The organism is Salinivibrio sp. IB282, from assembly GCF_001995685.1.
In the GTDB taxonomy this organism is placed as follows: domain Bacteria; phylum Pseudomonadota; class Gammaproteobacteria; order Enterobacterales; family Vibrionaceae; genus Salinivibrio; species Salinivibrio kushneri.
Window position 1 is genome coordinate 1 of sequence record NZ_MUET01000074.1, and the last position, 18,810, is coordinate 18,810.

At 41.7% G+C, this 18,810-nt stretch carries 13 protein-coding genes and 1 pseudogene; 11 read left to right on the plus strand and 3 right to left on the minus strand.

The window, feature by feature from the left end; translation table 11 throughout:
• Positions 1–614: 614 nt before the first annotated feature.
• The 5 genes and pseudogenes from hsdR (at position 615) to BZG14_RS15710 (ending at position 8,169) form a co-directional block, all read left to right on the plus strand.
• Positions 615–3,059, plus strand: a complete 2,445-nt coding sequence (hsdR, locus tag BZG14_RS12825) for an EcoAI/FtnUII family type I restriction enzme subunit R (protein ID WP_077608905.1) — start codon at positions 615–617, stop codon at positions 3,057–3,059.
• 433 nt (positions 3,060–3,492) lie between these two features.
• Positions 3,493–4,818, plus strand: coding sequence for an MATE family Na+-driven efflux transporter (locus BZG14_RS12835; RefSeq protein ID WP_077608906.1), 1,326 nt, complete (start codon positions 3,493–3,495; stop codon positions 4,816–4,818).
• 116 nt (positions 4,819–4,934) lie between these two features.
• Positions 4,935–6,425 carry a type I restriction-modification system subunit M gene (locus BZG14_RS12840; protein ID WP_077608907.1) on the plus strand — a complete coding sequence of 497 codons (1,491 nt, stop codon included), beginning with the start codon at positions 4,935–4,937 and terminating at the stop codon, positions 6,423–6,425.
• Positions 6,425–6,766, plus strand: a pseudogene (locus BZG14_RS15470) (restriction endonuclease subunit S); the annotation flags it as partial. The gene BZG14_RS12840 and the pseudogene BZG14_RS15470, both read left to right, overlap by 1 nt.
• A 260-nt stretch (positions 6,767–7,026) precedes the next feature.
• Positions 7,027–8,169 carry a restriction endonuclease subunit S gene (locus BZG14_RS15710; RefSeq protein WP_443509033.1) on the plus strand — a complete coding sequence of 381 codons (1,143 nt, stop codon included), beginning with the start codon at positions 7,027–7,029 and terminating at the stop codon, positions 8,167–8,169.
• A gap of 264 nt (positions 8,170–8,433) precedes the next feature.
• Here BZG14_RS15710 and BZG14_RS12855 read toward each other — a convergent pair whose 3' ends face one another.
• Complete coding sequence (locus BZG14_RS12855) at positions 8,434–9,336, minus strand: WYL domain-containing protein (protein WP_077608918.1); 903 nt, start codon at positions 9,334–9,336, stop codon at positions 8,434–8,436.
• A gap of 173 nt (positions 9,337–9,509) precedes the next feature.
• Between BZG14_RS12855 and BZG14_RS12860 the strand changes: the two genes are divergently transcribed.
• The 3 genes from BZG14_RS12860 (at position 9,510) to BZG14_RS12870 (ending at position 12,379) form a co-directional block, all read left to right on the plus strand.
• Positions 9,510–10,766, plus strand: a complete 1,257-nt coding sequence (locus BZG14_RS12860; RefSeq protein WP_077608910.1) for a nucleotidyltransferase domain-containing protein — start codon at positions 9,510–9,512, stop codon at positions 10,764–10,766.
• 315 nt (positions 10,767–11,081) lie between these two features.
• A complete protein-coding gene (locus BZG14_RS15935) occupies positions 11,082–11,258 on the plus strand; it encodes a hypothetical protein (protein ID WP_241824672.1) in 177 nt (58 codons plus the stop codon).
• Positions 11,258–12,379, plus strand: coding sequence for an SAVED domain-containing protein (locus BZG14_RS12870; protein ID WP_077608912.1), 1,122 nt, complete (start codon positions 11,258–11,260; stop codon positions 12,377–12,379). The genes BZG14_RS15935 and BZG14_RS12870 overlap by 1 nt, the downstream gene beginning before the upstream one ends.
• Positions 12,380–12,639: 260 nt before the next feature.
• Here the strand turns inward: BZG14_RS12870 and BZG14_RS12880 are convergent, their stop codons facing one another.
• A complete protein-coding gene (locus BZG14_RS12880; RefSeq protein WP_077608919.1) occupies positions 12,640–13,230 on the minus strand; it encodes a recombinase family protein in 591 nt (196 codons plus the stop codon).
• A gap of 650 nt (positions 13,231–13,880) precedes the next feature.
• Positions 13,881–14,150 (minus strand): hypothetical protein, encoded by a 270-nt coding sequence (locus BZG14_RS12885; RefSeq protein WP_077608913.1) that lies wholly within the window; start codon positions 14,148–14,150, stop codon positions 13,881–13,883.
• Positions 14,151–15,414: 1,264 nt separating this feature from the next.
• Between BZG14_RS12885 and abiEi the strand changes: the two genes are divergently transcribed.
• The 3 genes from abiEi to BZG14_RS15775 form a co-directional block, all read left to right on the plus strand.
• Positions 15,415–15,954: a type IV toxin-antitoxin system AbiEi family antitoxin gene (gene abiEi, locus BZG14_RS12895; protein ID WP_077608915.1), complete on the plus strand. Its 540-nt coding sequence runs from the start codon at positions 15,415–15,417 to the stop codon at positions 15,952–15,954.
• 505 nt (positions 15,955–16,459) lie between these two features.
• On the plus strand, positions 16,460–17,224 hold the full coding sequence (locus BZG14_RS12900) for a hypothetical protein (RefSeq protein WP_077608916.1): 765 nt from the start codon (positions 16,460–16,462) through the stop codon (positions 17,222–17,224).
• Positions 17,225–18,494: 1,270 nt separating this feature from the next.
• The coding region (locus tag BZG14_RS15775; protein WP_077608917.1) for an HVO_A0114 family putative DNA-binding protein at positions 18,495–18,810 on the plus strand (316 nt) is incomplete at its 3' end.

Sequence of the window (18,810 nt, forward strand, 5' to 3'; positions counted from 1 at the left end):
CTATTATAACTGTTATAATTATTATAAAGTTATAATTCTAATATAACGTTCATCTATTAAAATTTGGATTCTCAAACGGAACATTCTAATTTTTAGGTCTGAATTTTATTGCCACCATTGGCACATTCTCTGCCTGCCGTGGCATTTCCTCTGCCAAGATTGACAGTTTCGCTGCCAATCTTGGCAAAACAATGTGCCAAGCAATTTTGTTCTAAAAAACTTAGGCAAACATACAGTGCATTTTTTAAATTAACAGAGATGAGTTTTTGTGTTTTTTATTTTCCATGTGTCACATTAAAAGTAAATAAAATATTTTATTTAAACCATAACTCAGTTCAGCAATGTGTTATTAATGATATCTCGATGGTATAGAGGAATTTCAGAAAATCCTTTCTTCTAATCGAACAAAGACTGTCACTGCTCGAAAACAACTTCTTCTGATTAGTCTCATCACACAATTCTCATTGCATATATAAACCTATTGATGACGGCATGTTCAGGCTCTTCGCCTTATAGGCTAATCCATACCGTTACCCACTTCACTGATAAGTTAGTATCTTTTATGTATCCTTTGGTATAGTCATGAAAGGCACTGTAGTGAGCYAGCCAATCGCATGGAATCGACAATCAACAAATCAAAGCTATCTGAAACCGATATCATCACGAAATTCATACTTCCTGCTATCAAAGGCGCAGGGTGGGATGATATGTCGCAGATCCGTCAAGAAGTAAAACTACGTGATGGAAAGGTCATTGTTCGTGGTCAGGCAGCGGCGAGGAAAAAGGTTAAGTCTGCGGACATCGTCCTTTACCATAAACCGAGTATGCCTCTAGCGGTCGTCGAAGCTAAAGCCAACAAGCATGAAATCGGCAAAGGTATGCAACAAGGACTAGGTTACGCCAGCTTACTTGAAGTCCCTTTTATCTTTGCCTCAAATGGTGACGGTTTTATCTTTCACGACAAAACCAACCCAGCTCAACTCGAAACTGAAATTCGACTTGAAGACTTCCCGACACCTCAGCAACTATGGGGCAAGTACTGCGTTTGGAAAGGCTACAAAACTGAGCACCTTCCAGTTATTACTCAAGATTACCATGATGATGGTAGCGGTAAGTCTCCGCGCTACTATCAGCTACAGGCGATAAACAAAACCGTGGAAGCGGTAGCAGCAGGACAAAACCGCGTACTCTTGGTTATGGCAACGGGTACGGGCAAAACTTACACAGCATTCCAGATTATTTGGCGACTATGGAAGTCCCGAGCCAAAAAACGCATCCTGTTTTTGGCGGACAGAAACATCCTGGTCGATCAAACTAAGACCAACGACTTCCAGCCGTTTGGCACCGCGATGACCAAAGTTACTGGTCGAACAGTCGATCCCGCTTACGAAATCCACCTAGCGCTGTATCAAGCTCTGACTGGCCCAGAAGAACACCAAAAAGCATACAAACAGGTCGATCCTGACTTCTTTGATCTTATTGTCGTTGACGAGTGCCATCGTGGCAGTGCCGCTGAGGACAGCGCATGGCGCGAGATTCTTGAGTATTTCGGTTCAGCGACTCAAATAGGACTCACCGCGACACCRAAAGAAACCGATATCGTGTCTAACACCGAGTACTTTGGCGACGCCATTTATACCTACTCTCTAAAGCAAGGTATCGAAGACGGTTTCTTAGCCCCTTACAAAGTTGTACGAGTGGATATCGATGTAGATTTACAAGGTTGGCGACCAACCAAAGGACAAGTCGATAAACATGGTGAAGTTATCGAAGACAGGATCTATAACCAGAAAGACTTCGACAGAACTATGGTCATCGATGAGCGAACAGAACTTGTTGCACAGACCATCACCAGCTACCTCAAGCACACCGACCCGATGGCTAAAGCCATTGTGTTCTGTAGTGACATAGACCATGCAGAGCGTATGCGTCGAGCGCTGATCAACTGCAACCCTAAGCAAGTTGCTAAGAATGAAAAATACGTAATGAAAATTACAGGTGATGATGCAATCGGCAAAGCTCAGCTTGAAAACTTCACTAATCCCAAAAAGGCTTACCCTGTTATTGCGACTACCTCAGAACTCATGACAACTGGTGTCGATGCAAAAACGTGTAAACTGGTTGTTCTTGACCAGAGCATTCAGTCGGTGACTAAGTTTAAGCAGATCATCGGTCGCGGAACCCGTATTGATGATCGTTACGGAAAGCTATGGTTTACTATTCTCGACTTCAAAAAGGCGACTGAAAAGTTCGCTGATGAGCGCTTTGATGGTGTCCCTGAGCGAGTTAAAGAGACAAAACCAGAAGACTTCGATACCGATGAAGAGCTAGATGAAATCATCGATGGTGAAGATGAGCTTGAACAAGATGATCCATTTGAAGGTGAAGATATCGACCCCGAAAACATCCATGAACCCGAATCGTCATACGACTCAGGTTCATCGCCTTCAGATGGGAGCAATAGCGATGATGATTGGCAGGATGAAAACCGAGTAAGAAAGTTCCATGTCAACGGCGTAACCGTTACAGCCATTGCCGAACGTGTTCAATACTATGATGCCGACGGTAAACTCGTAACCGAATCGTTCAAAGACTATACCCGCAAGACGATGGCAAAACAGTTCACCTCGATGGATGACTTTGTTAAGCGCTGGCAAGATGCCGATAGAAAGCAAGCAATCATTGATGAACTGGCAGAGGAAGGCATCATCTGGGAAGCATTAGAGCTAGAAGTGGGCAAAGATCTCGATCCATTCGACATGATTTGTCATGTCGTTTATGACCAACCAGCGCTCACTAGAAAAGAACGGGTTGATAACGTCAAAAAGCGCAACTACTTCACGAAGTACGGTGAAACGGCTCAGCAGGTGTTGAACAACCTACTGGACAAATACGCTGATGAAGGTGTTCAAGAGCTTGAGAATATTCATGTACTCAAGGTGAAGCCTTTTGATGAGATGGGGCGACCTGCTGAAATTGTCAATAAGTGCTTTGGTGGGAGAGAGCAGTACTTGCAAGCAATTTCTGAGTTGGAAGCTGAGATCTATCATTCAGCCTAATCAGTGTTTAAACCAAGCTAGAGCGTGTTTAGCTTGGTTAACGACCTCAAGTCATAATGCATACCTATATGTTTGGTAAGCTAAATTCAGATAAAGCACTGTTGGCTAAAAACACAAAGACGTTTGCCTAAACTCTCTTGCGTATCGTTAGGCGAGTATCGATCTCGCTTTGGCGATGGAGCCAAGCAAGGTAAGCGGCTTGCTTGCAAGCTTAAACACAATGGCCTTCCCAAGCATGCCGAAACCAAGTTGATTTCCCATGGCAAGTATTTGATTGCTCAGCAGCTCATTTCAGTATAGTGCAATATTCTGATATTTTTCAGTAACTAATCACGCTGTTTGAAAGACTTAGGAAGAAACAACTGATTAAAATTTTTCTGTGGCGAGTCGCTTTCTCCACGAGATCTCTAGTGAAGATAACAAGGCTTAAAAATTGAAACATTATCAAATAAAGACTATCAATTATCAGCTGTGGCTAGTCCTGATTCTGACAAGCTTAATACCCTTAATCTACTCAACTACACGAATCCACTTCTTGGGCAGCATCCCCAGCCCATGGACTTTTAGCATTGCTGCACAAGTCGCATGGCTCAATGTGGGATATGAAGTCCTCAGCGAAGCATTGCTTATCCCTCTAGCATTTATTCTAGGCAGCGTTATTCATAGTCACGAAGCTTTTCGCGACCGAGCCAGTCTATCTCTTTGGGTTACCTTGATTGGCTATTTTGTGGTGACCTTAATGGTATTGTGGCTAGCGCCGAGCTTTGTTGATGCTATGCAGCAACAGGCTGAACTACTGACCCAGACAATCCAATACATTCGATTGGAATCTGCCGCTATTCTGCTTTCCAGCTTCTATGCGTTTTTATCTTTGGTTCTCGTCTTAAAAAATGAACGAAAGGCGCTGTATGGCCTTCTACTCGTACAAACGCTCATGACCGTCCTTTGTGACAGCGTCTTTGTTAGTCAATTAAGTTATTCCCTCCAGTTAGGAGTGAATGGTATTGCTCTGAGCAATATCGTGGTCAATAGTCTTCTCGCGCTGTTTGCCCTGATTTATTTATCTAAGTCGGAGATCACGCTGAGCTTCAATTTTTCTAGAGGACATCAATCGCAGTGGCTTAAAGAATGGGCAAAAATTGGATGGAAATCAGGGCTTGAATCGCTCGTTCGTAATACCGCTTTTATTGTCATGATTCTTCAGCTTATTAACCAAGTACAACAAGCGGGAACGTACTGGGTTGCCAATCAATTTATTTGGGGCTGGTTGCTACTTCCCGTTTTGACGTTGGGGCAGCTGGTTAAGCAAGATGCTGCAACAAATAACGGGCTAACATCTGAACGAGTCAATGCCTACCTTTGGATAACGCTAGGCATCATTGGGCTTTGGATACTCACTGCGCCGCTTTGGAACAGCTTTGTAGCTAATGTCATGGGAGTGGAGGGTTCAGAAGCAATCACGCGGTTAGTCTGGCTAATGGTAGGATTCTATGCCATCTTCAGTTTAAACAATGTTATCGACAGTTACTTTTACGGTATAGGGCGCACTGACTTAATGCTGTATCAATCACTTATCGTAAACACCTTGTTTTACGGTAGTGCTTTTGTGCTTTATCAAATCGGCATCTTCGTACCTACGCTTGAACGCATTGCCATCATGTTTGGGTTAGGCATTACCGCCGATGCGCTAATCACTTGGGGGTTGTACCTTGTCTTACGACGTAAGATCAGCATGAATCAATATCAAGTCAGTTATTAAGTGCTCACTAATACCTCAGTGTTATTGGGCACTTCGCTCCCTATGTCAGTACTCACATTGACGTAAAAATGCTACTATCGACAACAATTTTTGTAGTCGATTAATAGTAGAACTTCATGTCARTCAGTTCAGTGATCAAGTCTATTCAAGACATCATGCGTAAAGATGCGGGCGTTGATGGTGACGCGCAGCGTCTAGGCCAAATGTCTTGGCTGTTATTCCTTAAAGTGTTTGATGCACAGGAGGAAGAGCTAGAGTTTGAGCTAGGAGATTACCGAGAACCCATTCCAGCCAAGTACCTTTGGCGAAACTGGGCGGCAAATAAACAAGGCATTACAGGTGACGAGTTACTAGAGTTCGTCAACGATGATTTGTTTCCTGGCCTAAAAAGCCTCAATACGCCTAAAGACATCAACCCACGTGGATTTGTGGTGAAAGAAGCTTTCAGTGATGCCTATAACTACATGAAAAATGGCACATTGCTGCGTCAGGTGATTAACAAACTCAACGAAATTGACTTTACAGACTCGAACGACCGTCATTTGTTCGGTGATATCTACGAGCAAATCCTACGTGATCTGCAAAGCGCTGGGAATGCGGGTGAGTTCTATACCCCTCGCGCGGTGACTCGTTTTATAGTCAGTCGTCTTGACCCTAAACTGGGTGAAAAAATTATGGATCCCGCTTGTGGTACGGGTGGGTTCTTGGCTTGCTCGTTCGATCACGTCAAAGAGAACTACGTGGTAACCACGGACGACCATAAAACCCTACAAAGACAAATCCAAGGTGTAGAGAAAAAGCAGTTACCGCACCTGCTATGTGTCACTAACATGATGCTCCACGGCGTCGAAGTCCCAGTGCAAATCAGCCATGGAAACACGCTTAACAAGCCGCTCGCAAACTGGGACAGCAATATCAATGTGATTGCGACTAACCCACCGTTTGGCGGCACAGAAGAGGACGGGATTGAAAAGAACTTCCCTTCCGATATGCAAACTCGTGAAACCGCCGATCTGTTCTTGCAGCTGATTGTGGAAGTATTGGATAAAGATGGTCGCGCTGGTGTGGTGTTGCCTGATGGCACCTTGTTTGGTGAAGGTGTAAAAACCAAAATTAAGAAGATGCTGACGGAAGAGTGTAACCTGCACACGATTGTTCGCTTACCTAATGGTGTGTTCAACCCGTACACGGGCATTAAGACCAACATTCTGTTCTTTACCAAAGGCCAACCGACCAAAGAAGTGTGGTTCTATGAGCACCCTTATCCAGAAGGTGTGAAGAACTACAGCAAAACCAAACCAATGAAGTTTGAAGAGTTCCAGCAAGAGATAGATTGGTGGGGTAATGAGGCTGATGGATTCGCTAGCCGTATCGAGACCAAGCAAGCTTGGAAGGTATCGATTGAGAAAATCATCGAGCGCAACTTTAACCTTGATATTCCAAACCCGTATCAGGACGAAGTCGTCAGTCATGATCCTGAAGAGTTGCTGGCGAACTATCAGCAGCAACAACAAGACATTACAGCACTGCGTGACCAACTGAAGGGCATTCTCGGTGATGCACTTAGCTCTACCACTCAAGGTAAAAAACAAGCTGGAGAACAATAATGGCAGTCGAAAACCTGATCAGTGAGCATATTGATATTTGGACGTCGGCAGTAAAGACCCAATCAATCTCTGGTCGCGGTAGCAGCAAAAAACTAGAGCTTTACGGTGTTAAGAAGCTGCGTGAGCTAATTCTGGAGTTAGCGGTTCGAGGAAAGCTTGTGCCTCAAGATCCAAGTGATGAGCCTGTTTCAGTTTTATTGGAACGAATCGAGGCTGAAAAATCACTCTTGGTGAAAGAGAAAAAAATCAAGAAGCTGAAAGCACTTCCTATCATCGAGGAGTATGAGAAACCATTTTCTCTACCTCAAGGGTGGAAATGGGTACGTTTAGGGGAAGTTGGTAATATATTTAACGGAAACAGTGTAAGCGCTCGTGTAAAAGAACAAAAATATATGAGTAATGAAGGGCTTCCATTTATTGCTACTAAGGATGTCAGTTATGGTTTTGCTGACTTTGATTATTTAAATGGCGTTCATATTCCAATTGGTGAGCCGAAATTTAAAATTGCTAAGAAAAATGCTGTCTTGATCTGTGCTGAAGGTGGTNGTGTGGTATTGCCAAATGTGATATATGTTTTGGCAATAAACTTTTCGCTAATGAGCTGTATGGTAACATCCACCCCAAATTTATTCTTTCAAACTATCTTGCCCCGTACTTTTACGCTCAATTTTCTAAGTCTATGACAGGGATAATTGGTGGTATTGCAGCTTCCAAGTTTGTTGAGCTTCTTGTTCCACTCCCGTCTATTAATGAACAACACCGTATCGTCGCCAAAGTCGATGAGCTACTGGCACTCTGCGACCAGCTTGAGCAGCAAACAGAGGCAAGTATCGAAGCGCATCAATTGCTAGTAACGACTCTGTTGGACACACTAACCAACTCTGCCGATGCTGACGAGTTGATGCAAAACTGGGCGCGAATCAGCGAGCATTTCGATGCTTTATTCACTACTGAAGAAAGCATCGACCAGCTCAAGCAAACCATTCTACAACTGGCGGTGATGGGTAAGCTGGTTCCACAAGACCCAAGCGACGAGCCAGCGGCTGAGTTACTGAAAAGAATCGCGCAAGAAAAAGCGCAGTTAGTCAAAGAGAAGAAAATCAAAAAGCAAAAAGCGCTACCGCCGATTGCTGAAGATGAAAAGCCGTTTGAACTGCCTAGTAGCTGGGAGTGGTGTCGCTTGGGACAAATAGGCTACGATTTAGGTGGAGGCACACCATCAAAATCTAACAGCAAATATTGGGATGGTGAAATACCTTGGGTGTCTCCTAAAGATATGAAGGTGGATTTCATTGAGTCTGCTATCGATACCGTGACAGAAAAAGCAATCAAAGAAACTACTATAAAATTAATCCCTAAAAACAGTTTGCTAATGGTTGTTCGAGGGATGATTCTTGCGCACTCTTTCCCTGTTGCATTAACTAATAAAGATGTCGTGATTAATCAAGATATGAAAGCTTTAGTTTTTAGCAATATTGACCCTCATTACCTTCTCACGGTTATGAAAGCAACGAAAACAACGTTTACCGACTTGGTAGATAGAAGCTCGCACGGTACTTGTAAACTTATCTCAGAGAAACTCTGGAACGTCACCTTAGCGATCCCACCTCTGAATGAGCAAAAAAAGATCAATATGATGCTTGAGCAAATAATGGATATCTGTGAACAACTAAAACAAGGTATAAGAAAAAAATATCAGAGCCAACTCCACCTTACGGATACTATTGTCGAACAAGCGGTATAACCATGAGTTGAGTCTTTACAATATCGCCAATAAAAACCTCTAACGCTAACATCGACAACTCTTGCAGCCCTCGGCTGCAAGAGACTTCTATCTAGCAAAAATACCACCGTCTCTATTCCCCGATACAAAGTAGTCAGCATCACGCTTTTACAGATTCAAACCAGCCCAAAGCCATTGAATTAAAAAGAAATTCAATCAACAGGTCGAAAAGTTTTTTTTAACCGAACAATCTCAAGTTATCAGATTCAGATTTATTAGTGTGGTTTAGGCCTGTTCCATTTGTTTTATCATTTCTAAGTTGCTTAGCTCGAACTTATAAAAACGACTTTGCTTATCCTCTCGCTTTTCTTCATTTGACCGAGCATCGATATACCACTTTTTCTCAACAATCCATCTAAATGCAGCTCTCTCTGTAACATAAACCTCATCTTTATCTTCAGGTATACCAAAGTCAGTTCTTACTTTTTGCTTATCCATCTCTGATAACGAGGGGTGGAGCTTTAAGATCAAAGGTAACCTTAAATTCCACAGCTTATCTTGAGATAAGGCCTCATGCTCATGCTGCCTAGACTCCTTAGAATCATGCTCTTCAACCACATTCCTAGCACGAGAAAAATGAAAGTTTTTAAATTTATTCTTTTTAACTTCTGAACGATCAAATGCTCTGAACATCCAATTGGTTCCATCATACATAATTGCCAAGGGAACCAAGGTTCTAGTTTGATGATTAGAGCTGTTTTCAGAAAGGTAGTTGCAGGAAATCGCATACTTACCCGATATAGCCCTAGTAATCATAGCGACTTCATTGGTATTCATTTGGTTTGGAAACTTGCCAATTTTTTCATAGGCAAGCTCAGTGACACCGAAGATCTTGTTGCTATTAAAGCCATTGGCAAGCATGCCAAGCGCTAATTCTCCATCTATATCTGTCAATGGCTCGAAGGATTTTCTGATAATCGTATTCGTTTTTTGAGTTTTGTTGTTTGGCCTACGTTTGGAGTATTCAGTAAGGACTCGGGAAGCTGCTGCTTCTGCAATTCCAAACGCATCTTTAAGATCAGCCCGACTAACACGCCCTGTAAAAAACAACTTAAAGTCAATATAAGCCAAACGAGCGTTAATAGAGGTTGTCTCTGATGTGATGTCTGCTTGAGAACTGTTTTCCATGATGCCTATCCATTGTTCAATCTGACCAAATCGTAGCAAAAAAATCATTACGTGTAATTGCAATACACAATAAATACACAAAAAGATCATTGACACGTATCGTTTCGATCTATAATAATAATCTAAATCGACACAATCGGCCATTTACCAACCAAAACCACCAGGAGCTAGCTGTGCAAGATCAAGGTTTCAAATCACTAAGACAACTAAGTGCAAGCGATAAAGAGTTTTGTTTCGAGATGATCTCTCATATCACATCGAACCTAGACTTGACCGAAACACAGTTGTCTCAATTGAAGACGGCTTACCGAGCAATCGGATCCTACTTGGCAAATCAGGGGGGCAAGCTAGCGGAATGCCACATTTATGCTCAAGGTAGTGTTGGTATTGGCACGTCAGTAAAACCGATTGATGATGACTCAGACATGGATATAGATCTAGTGCTCCACTTACCAAGTCAGCACTATCCAACAACTACTGATGAAGCCAACGAACTACTCTTCAATTTGATACGAGTGTTGAAAGACTCTCAACGATACGGTGACAAAATAGAGAATAAGCCAAAACGCAGATGTGTCACTCTGCAATATGGAGGTATCGAAGGCCAGGGTTTCCACATGGACATCACTCCTAGCATGCCTGAAGATATGGACTCGCCAAACCATAAAAGCAAAGTAAGAGTTGCAGACATCAAGGATGCTAATAGTCCTTCTAATCCATACGGATATAGGAAGTGGTTCCGAAGCGCGTGTAGTAAAGAGATTCGCTGGCATAGAAAAAGCAACTACAGATCTAATAGTAATATATATGCAGGGACAGTAGAGCCTTTACCTGGTCAGGGTCGAAAGACTGTACTTCAGATTGTAGTTCAGCTTCTCAAGCGAAATAGAGACATGTGGAAACAAAATAAGCAGAACGCTTATGGCGGTTGCGCGCCAATAAGCATAATTATTACGACTCTAGCAGGTCTAGCTTATGAAAAATGCTCAAACTCTAACAAGGAATACCACAACCCATTTGATCTGATGTTAGATGTACTTGAAGAAATGCCAAACTTCATTTCCCATCAATATCAGTCTGACGGTACTTTAAAGTACACTATTCGTAACCCAGCACTTCCTACGGAGAATTTTGCAGATAAATGGCATGAGAAACCGATGTTACCCCAAGCATTTAAAGCGTGGTATACGCAGGTTACTGAAGACCTAGCAAGACTACTTGAATTAGATCAAGGGCTTGATAAAACCATTGTGCGCTCAAGAGAAATGTTTGGCTCTCAAGCAGCAAGAGGCATCCAAGCCAAACTTGCGGACACTCTGACAGAACGACGAGCGAAAAATCGTGCGGTAGTTTCTTCTATTGGCTTAGGAGTATCCAATGAAGCCACTGCTACCCCCGTTCCTAAACACAACTTCTACGGTGATGTATAGATGTGCCATCACCTTCAAAGGCAGCTTAACGCGCTAAAAAAACGTTACCGTGGTGGCAAAGGTAGAATATTCAAAGGTAAAACAGGTCTAAAACTGGAATGGAGACAAGTACTACAACCTTCTCGACTTAGCCGAGAATACCTAATTCTTGTTAAATGGGCTGGGTTAGGTTGTATTCCTGAGGTCGAGGTATTGTCCCCGAACCTAAGAGATCTAGCAGGAGGGAGGCGCTCACCTCATGAGTTCTTCTCCAAAGAGAATACTAAACCATGCCTAATGTTTAACAGCGGTAGCTCCAAAGACTGGGTGCCTAGTATGTTAATCGCTGAATCAATCATCCCATGGACGCAAGAATGGCTGTGGTACTGGGAGCTTTGGTTATCAGATGGAGAATGGCGTGGTGGTGGTGTTCACCCTGGTGAACTAACTATTGAGCAATATATGGATCACATCAACAATTCTCACCATAAACCAGCAAACAAAGGARAGTAATGAACCTTTTGACTTACATCGTTGTTCAGACCATCAACTGGCTATTCAGAAAACGCTCTCCTGCCTTGTTAATTTTCAGGACAGGAGCCTATTTCTTCCCGATAACATTGATGGGAGGCGTAGCATTCAATATTCAATACGTAACAGCTAGCCAACTCATTAGTCTTGACGTTGCGGGTTCTGATGTCCCTGCTCTACTCGTTTCTATCGGTTTTTATTTCAGTATACTCCTAATGGCTACTGGGCTAGCTTGGGAGATAGTCCGCTCAGTTATAGAACACCGACAATTAGCTAAACAAATTGTATTCTCTATTGAGCAAAGAGGACTCGTAAACACATCTGACTCCCCACTATCAGAGCACGTTCAGAAAAAATACAAAGGACGAAATATTTCCAATACAGTAATAGATATCCGRGACAGTCTTGCTAATGGCACAGTAAGCCAACCTAAATTAGCACTTAAGAAATTCCTCAATCTAGAGCACTCTATAGAAGAGCGAAGAAATAGTGTTTCTGCTGAAGATTTTCACATTGTTTATGGTGGTTTAGTTCCTGTTCCTTTTGCTTTCCTATCAGGATATTTGTTGGATGATGAGTCTCATATTGAAGTGCTCGACTGGGACCGACAACTATCAAGCTGGAAAGAACTCGATCCGATTAGTGACGACAATGAGAAGTTTGAAAAGACAATAAAGTATGCTGATAGCAAAGAATCTATCGTTCTTGCTGTATCTTTCTCTTACCCTGTTGATGAGAAAGCTATTAACCTCTGTTTTCCAAAGATGCCACAGATACATTTGAAGCTGAGGGAAAAGCGTTTTGATAATCACTGGTCAAGTAAAAAGCAAAGTCGTTTAGCTTATGATTTGATCGAAGAAGTTAAAAACCTTATGGAAGAAGGCTATAACGATATACACTTCGTATTAGCTTCTCAAAACAGCGTAGCATTCAAATTTGGTCAAGCGTACGACAGACGGAACCTTCCTAACATTACGATTTACCAATACGAAAAAGATAACAAAATCCCTTACCCTTGGGGGGTGTCAATTACTAACTTACCCCACGCAGAACCATCTATTAGACTGAGCGAGTTTAATGATGACTTAGAGCAAGTCGTATAAGAGGTTTTTATATGTCTTCATTTCAAGTCCTTATGCCTTTCGGTCGCAGTAACAGTTCAAACCGAATAGTGGGGATTGAGCAAGTGGATCGTGGCGATGATTGCAACTGCCATTGTTTTTCATGTGGAACACCAGTTACTGCGAGGTTAGGAAGTATCCGCTTTTCCAGTCAGAACAAGGTTCTTGCAATATCGTTCACCTCTTAACGAGTAATGACTTCTGGCAGAACTCAATCTCACAGTATCATGGAACATTGTTCTTCATTGAATACTTTCAGTTAGCCGCTTGTTCCAATGCCGTTTGACCGTTGGGATGGAGATTCCTAGAGCATGAGCTGTTTTGGATTGACTCAGTCCCCTTGATCTACATTCTTGAACTTTTTGAGTTGTACTGATGGCTTCTGGTCGGCCAATCCGCTTTCCTTCAGACCTTGCCCTAGCTTGACCTTCCAAAGTTCGCTCTCGAATGCGATTTCGCTCAAACTCAGCAAATGCGGAGAACATTTGCAGCATCAATCGTCCCTCCGCTGAGCTTAGATCAGCGGTTGGTAGATCAAGAGAAATGGGTGTAACACCTTTTTCTAACAGCATACTAATCGTATGCTGAACATCGATGTTATCTCTTCCCAGCCGATCAAGCTTGAGTACCACCAGTTTGTCTCCAGGCTCCAGTTTATGCTCAATCAACATTTTGAACTCACGTCGTTCTGTTGCAGGTACACTCCCCGAAACCATCTCATAAACAATTCGATGTTCTTGAATATCGTAACCAGCATTTCTGATAGCTAAGATCTGATTTGACACAGTTTGCTCGCTAGTCGATACACGACAATAAGCAAATGTCCGTCCCATACTATCCACTACTCACTCCTTTTGGCATCACAATTGGTATCATCAATCAGTTAGGTATCATAAAAGCTCGAACCCTATTTTATGAGACCTCAAACACTTCATTCCCGCCTGGTATCAGAAAACGGATGTTTGTTGATACTACTCTGGGATGTTTACATCTCGCTAAACTTGACTACTTAAGTCGATGATTTTCACAAAATAACTTTGCCTTAAGAAAACCTAGAAAATAGATGAATACCCGTGAGTAACAAACATTACTCTAAACTTCATTCATCTATAATAAAGACAAGGCTACTATTAACTTTCCTTGGCAGTGAAATTAGCATATAAAAATAAATTTTATTTTCTTACTTTTTTATGTTATAACTATTATAACGGTTATAACTATTATAAAGTTATAATTCTAATATAACGTTAGACTTTAAAAAAGTGAAGATTAAGTCAAAGTAAGCTTAATTTCTTACAAGAATTCTTCTGCCACTATTGGCACTTTTAATGCCAGCATTGGCACATTGATTGCCAATCTTGGCAAATTCTCTTGCCACCTGCTTTAATGACGGAATTTTTAAGGCTTTTATCACTTGTCTGATACAAGCCCGCAGGCTTTAACGTTGTGCAAAAAAAGAACAACATTAGAACACGTTGAGTGTCTAATTTTTTCTTGACTTGTAACGGTTACAACCATATAAGCCAGGCACTCTACATTCTTTCTTTTCTTTAATAGATTGTCTTTTTGAACGAGCTTGGGGAACACTGTTCTTTTCATCTAAACTAATAGAATTTGCTCTACGTAATGCTTCTTCATCGGAAATGTCGTTATAAAAGACTTCAAATCTATTCGGCTTAGTTTCACGTTTTTCTCTTGTGGATAGATAACTCACTTCACGATTACGTCTAGAATAAACTAGGACTTGAGACATATTGGAGACCCTCTTGATATATATAGATAAATTCAATGGCTATTATATTTATCAAGTAATATTCCCTTTGTAAAGGACTCTTGGTTACTATTTTTAAACTGACATCAACATTTAATTGTTAGATAAAAATCGTTTGATTTTTTAATTATTAAATTAGAGAGGTGATAATCATTTAAACTCCTACCCATAATGAAAAAGATCGGATTCTTGGGCATTAGTGTTGCTATTCTCCTCCTTAAAGAATCATATTCATCATCATAGATTCCGAGTTAGGGTCCTAACCGAGAATTGAGAACAGATTCTGACTATTGGTGACGCAATTCCCCCACCTCAAAGAACCATGTTCATCATCATAGGTTCCAAGTTAGGATCCTAACCAAGAATGCTCATCGGAGTCTGGCTGCGATTGATACTGCTATCTGTCTAGCCAATACCAACCAAGTTCATCACTACAAATTCCGAGTTAGGATCCTAACCAAGAATGCTCATCGGAGTCTGGCTGCGATGGGTACTGCTTTCTGTYTAGCCAATACCAACCACGTTCATCACCACAAATTCCGAGTTAGGATCCTAACCAAGAATGCTCATCGGAGTCAGGCTGCGATGGGTACTGCTATCTGTCTAGCCAATACCAACCACATTCATCATCACAAATTCCGAGTTAGGATCCTAACCAAGAATGCTCATCGGAGTGAGGTTGCGATGGGTACTGCTATCTGTCTAGCCAATAGCTACCACATTTATCATCACAAATTCCGCGTTAGGATCCTAACCAAGAATGCTCATCGGAGTCTGGCTGCGATGGGTATTGCTATCTGTCTAGCCAATACCAACCACGTTCATCACTACAAATTCCAAGTTAGGATCCTAACCGAGAATGCTCATCGGAGTCTGGCTGCGATTGGTGCTGCTATCTGTCTAGCCAATAGCAACCACATTCATCATCACAAATTCCGCGTTAGGATCCTAACCAAGAATGCTCATCGGAGTCTGGCTGCGATTGATACTGCTATCTGTCTAGCCAATACCAACCACATTCATCATCACAAATTCCGAGTTAGGATCCTAACCAAGAATGCTCATAGGAGTGAGGTTGCGATTAGTACTGCTATCTCCCTAGCCCAATAGCAACCATGTTCACCAAGTTAGGATCCTAACCGAGAAAAACAAGCTAGGCATCCTTACGGTATCAGCGACTACCGATGCATTACTTGAATCACAAGTGGACAAAAATATATGTCATACTTACTTTTTGTGATTACTTATGAGCATTGAGATGAAGATTGTGACTGCATTAGAGCGCCTGCATAGGTTTGACAAGCAAGGCATACACGTTTATCGGAAGAGTGATCTCAGAAGGTTATTTTTTGATGATTCACCTACAGCATTCCAACAAAGCCTGCCACGCTTAGTAAAAGCAGGAGTAATAGAGCGAGCGTGTAACGGTGTTTATGTATTCTCGTACAGTCGTCATAAGGGCGGTTATACCATTGAATACATTGCTAAATGCTTGCGAAGGGGAGAGTACAATTACATCTCTCTAGAATCGGCACTCTCAGAGTACAGTGTCATTTCACAAGTAATGATTGATCGAATTACTATCATGACAACAGGGCGTAAAGGGGAGTTTAGAACGCCCTACGGCGTAATCGAGTTCACACATACAGAGCGTGATGATATTGATATTATCAGTAATACCATATCTTCAGATCGGCCCCTTCGGATTGCGAAGAAAGAAGCTGCGATTCGAGATTTGAAGAGGGTTGGTAGAAACACGCACTTGATAGTGATGAATGATGATTAAGGCAGACACGGGTACTCCCCCCAAAAATCGCACAACTCACTTCTGGACAATTCCGAGTTACAGTATTTGCTAAATTAGTAGTTAGCGGACGAATTGAGGTATGGCAATACCTTCTCTACGCAGAATGGACTACCTTGAGGTGCGTGTCTACAGATATGGTGGTGTTATACTTCTCCATGAACTAATAGAGTATTGCCATGTACTAATGGGAGAGTTTTTAGTTTTAAATACATGTTTTTTATCAGTTGTTTAAGGGTTTTTTCTCTTTTCTATTCTCTAGAAAGATTATGCGAAGACATATTTAAAGACAGCAATGCTTCATGTAAAAAGTACTCATGTTCTACGTATTTGAAGGTTTTCAGGAGGTAGTGATGTTAGAGCTGTTTTTAAGTAGTTTGGAGAGGGTCGCTAAAATACAACCTGAGATAACTATCCTCATTCTAGTGTTAGCCTTATTAGGTAGTGACTTGATCTCGTTCATCAATGACTTTATGGCGGTAATGAAATGACTTTAATGCTCTGGTCTAAAATGCCCTCGAAATGGATTGCAGAGGGAATACTAAGAGAGTCCTTTAGTGGTGGTAGGAGTGTTAGTGATGATATCGCTGCTTTGAAGTTGTTCATTGTACTGTGTCTTCTTGCCAAGCAAGTTAACCGTTCGAGTGGTAGCTCGGTGGATGATGTTTTGGAAATCAGGGCAACATATGATCAGCTTACAGATATGTGTTCACTGAGCCGTTCTTTGGTGTCTAGAGGCTTAAAGAAGTTACATATAACAGGGTTGTTATCATCCGCTGGTGTTCGAACAAAAACATATACTTTTACTCAAGGAGTCTACCGAGGATGGTGCAAGCTTCCAAAAAGAGCGCTTGTTAAAAATGAGGAAGAAATCCCAGCGATGAAAGCTTTTCTCAATAGGTATTCCCACGAACGTGATGCTCTAAAATGCTTTTTGTACATACTTGCTAGTCGAAGCAATAGTAGAACTTACGTCGATCTTAGTCGGGGAACTATAGCCAAAAAGACTGGCGTAAGTCTGGATGCTATTGATGGCGCTATCGGATTTCTGCAAAGCACTAGTTTGATTTCTAAAGTAGAGGACAAAGGCTTCTTGGCTAACTCTATTCGTCGTGATTTGTCAGAACGACTGCATAGGTACTGGGTGATTGGTAGCAGCAGTTTGAATTACAAGACATATTCGGTTGAAAGTGAAGACTCTATTCTTGTTAGGGAACCATCGTTGTACTTTATGGAGAACAACAGGAGATAATGCATATTTCATTCTCACGTAATTCAATAATTTATCTATTAATTCAATAGGTTAATTAACGTATTGAGAGGTTGGACTGTTCAGTGATACATAATTTCTAGATGTGCTGAATTCAGATAACTTTTGGTAAGGTAAAATCGTATTACTAGAATGTGCATGAGTATTTGCTCTAAGTGAAAATGGGGCAGACGTTTGTCGCGGTTAGTGAGAAAGCAACTACTAAGAAAAACTTATGAGTTGAAAGGCAACTGAGAAGGATTTCTTCCTAGTTGTCAGCACGGAATGGGGCAGAAACGAGTCTAACCGAGGCATGTCTATAGAGTTTCAGATATCGTTGTTTCTCTTGACCTCTAAGATAGATTTTTGACCCTGACCCGACGGTGTTTATGATCGGTCAAATGTTACGTGATCGCATAATATCATAATTTCAATAACTATCAGTTAGTTAATGATAATTTTCAGTGCCTTGGTATCGTTGTTCTTCTATCCTGTCTAAACACTTACGTATTTCGTTCTGCTCGCTCCTGCACCTCGGCTTTTATGGAGAAGATCGCTCATAGACCACGTAAAAGTGTTTCTTGATATCGCACGTAGACCAAGAGTTATTTAAAGAAATAAGGCATAAAATACAATACCTTATGGGTATTTCCACCTAGAAGATGCTCACTCCTAGACCATAGCAATTTGCTTTTAGATATCGCTCGTAGACCTTAGGTTGTCTGAATCGAAAGGAGTTCGATGAGAGTAGGACATCGTTGTTTCTCTTGACCTCTAAGATAGATTTTTGCCCCTTGCCCAACGACGTTTATGATCGGTCAAAGGTTACGCGAGTGCGATACCTCAAAATTTACATGACTATCAGTTATTTAATGACCACTTGCAGTACTTTGTTATCGTTGTTCTTCTATCTTATCTAACCACTCACGTATCTCGTTCTGCTCGCTCGTGCACCTGGGCTTTTATGGTGAGGATCGCTCATAGACCAGAATCCTTTTTAATAAATAACAACTTAAATACAATGGGTTATGGTCAAATCCATCTAGAAGAGGCTCACTCCTAGACCATAAAAATTTTCTTTTAGAGATCGCTCGTAGACCTTAGGTCGCTGAATCGAAAGGGAATCGATGAGAATCGGATATCGTGGTTTCTCTTGACCTCTCTGTCATGAAAGTGGCGTCCATTCGCATAGCGAATATAACTATCCACTTTTTCTTTCAGAACAGCGTCGTATACACTAGGATTCCGTTACTTCATTCTGAGAAGGATACTCATGAAAGCTCGCATTGGGGTTGCATCGGAAGATCTCATCCGTAGGCATATGATTAGTGTGGCTGCGAGCAACATTAGTCATAACAAGCATCTACCTACATTTTGGTTCACATCACTAGATGAAGTCTCAAAGTTACTGTGTAATGAAAATATCGAAATAATGCTTCTGATCAGTAGAGAAAAGCCTGAAAGTCTAGCTGAGCTTGCGGAGATTAGCTGTCATCATATCCACGAACTGTCACGAAAAATCGACGCCTTATCATCAAAAGGGTTTATCCAGTTTGAGGAGAAAGGGAATGCTTGCCGACCTATCGCTC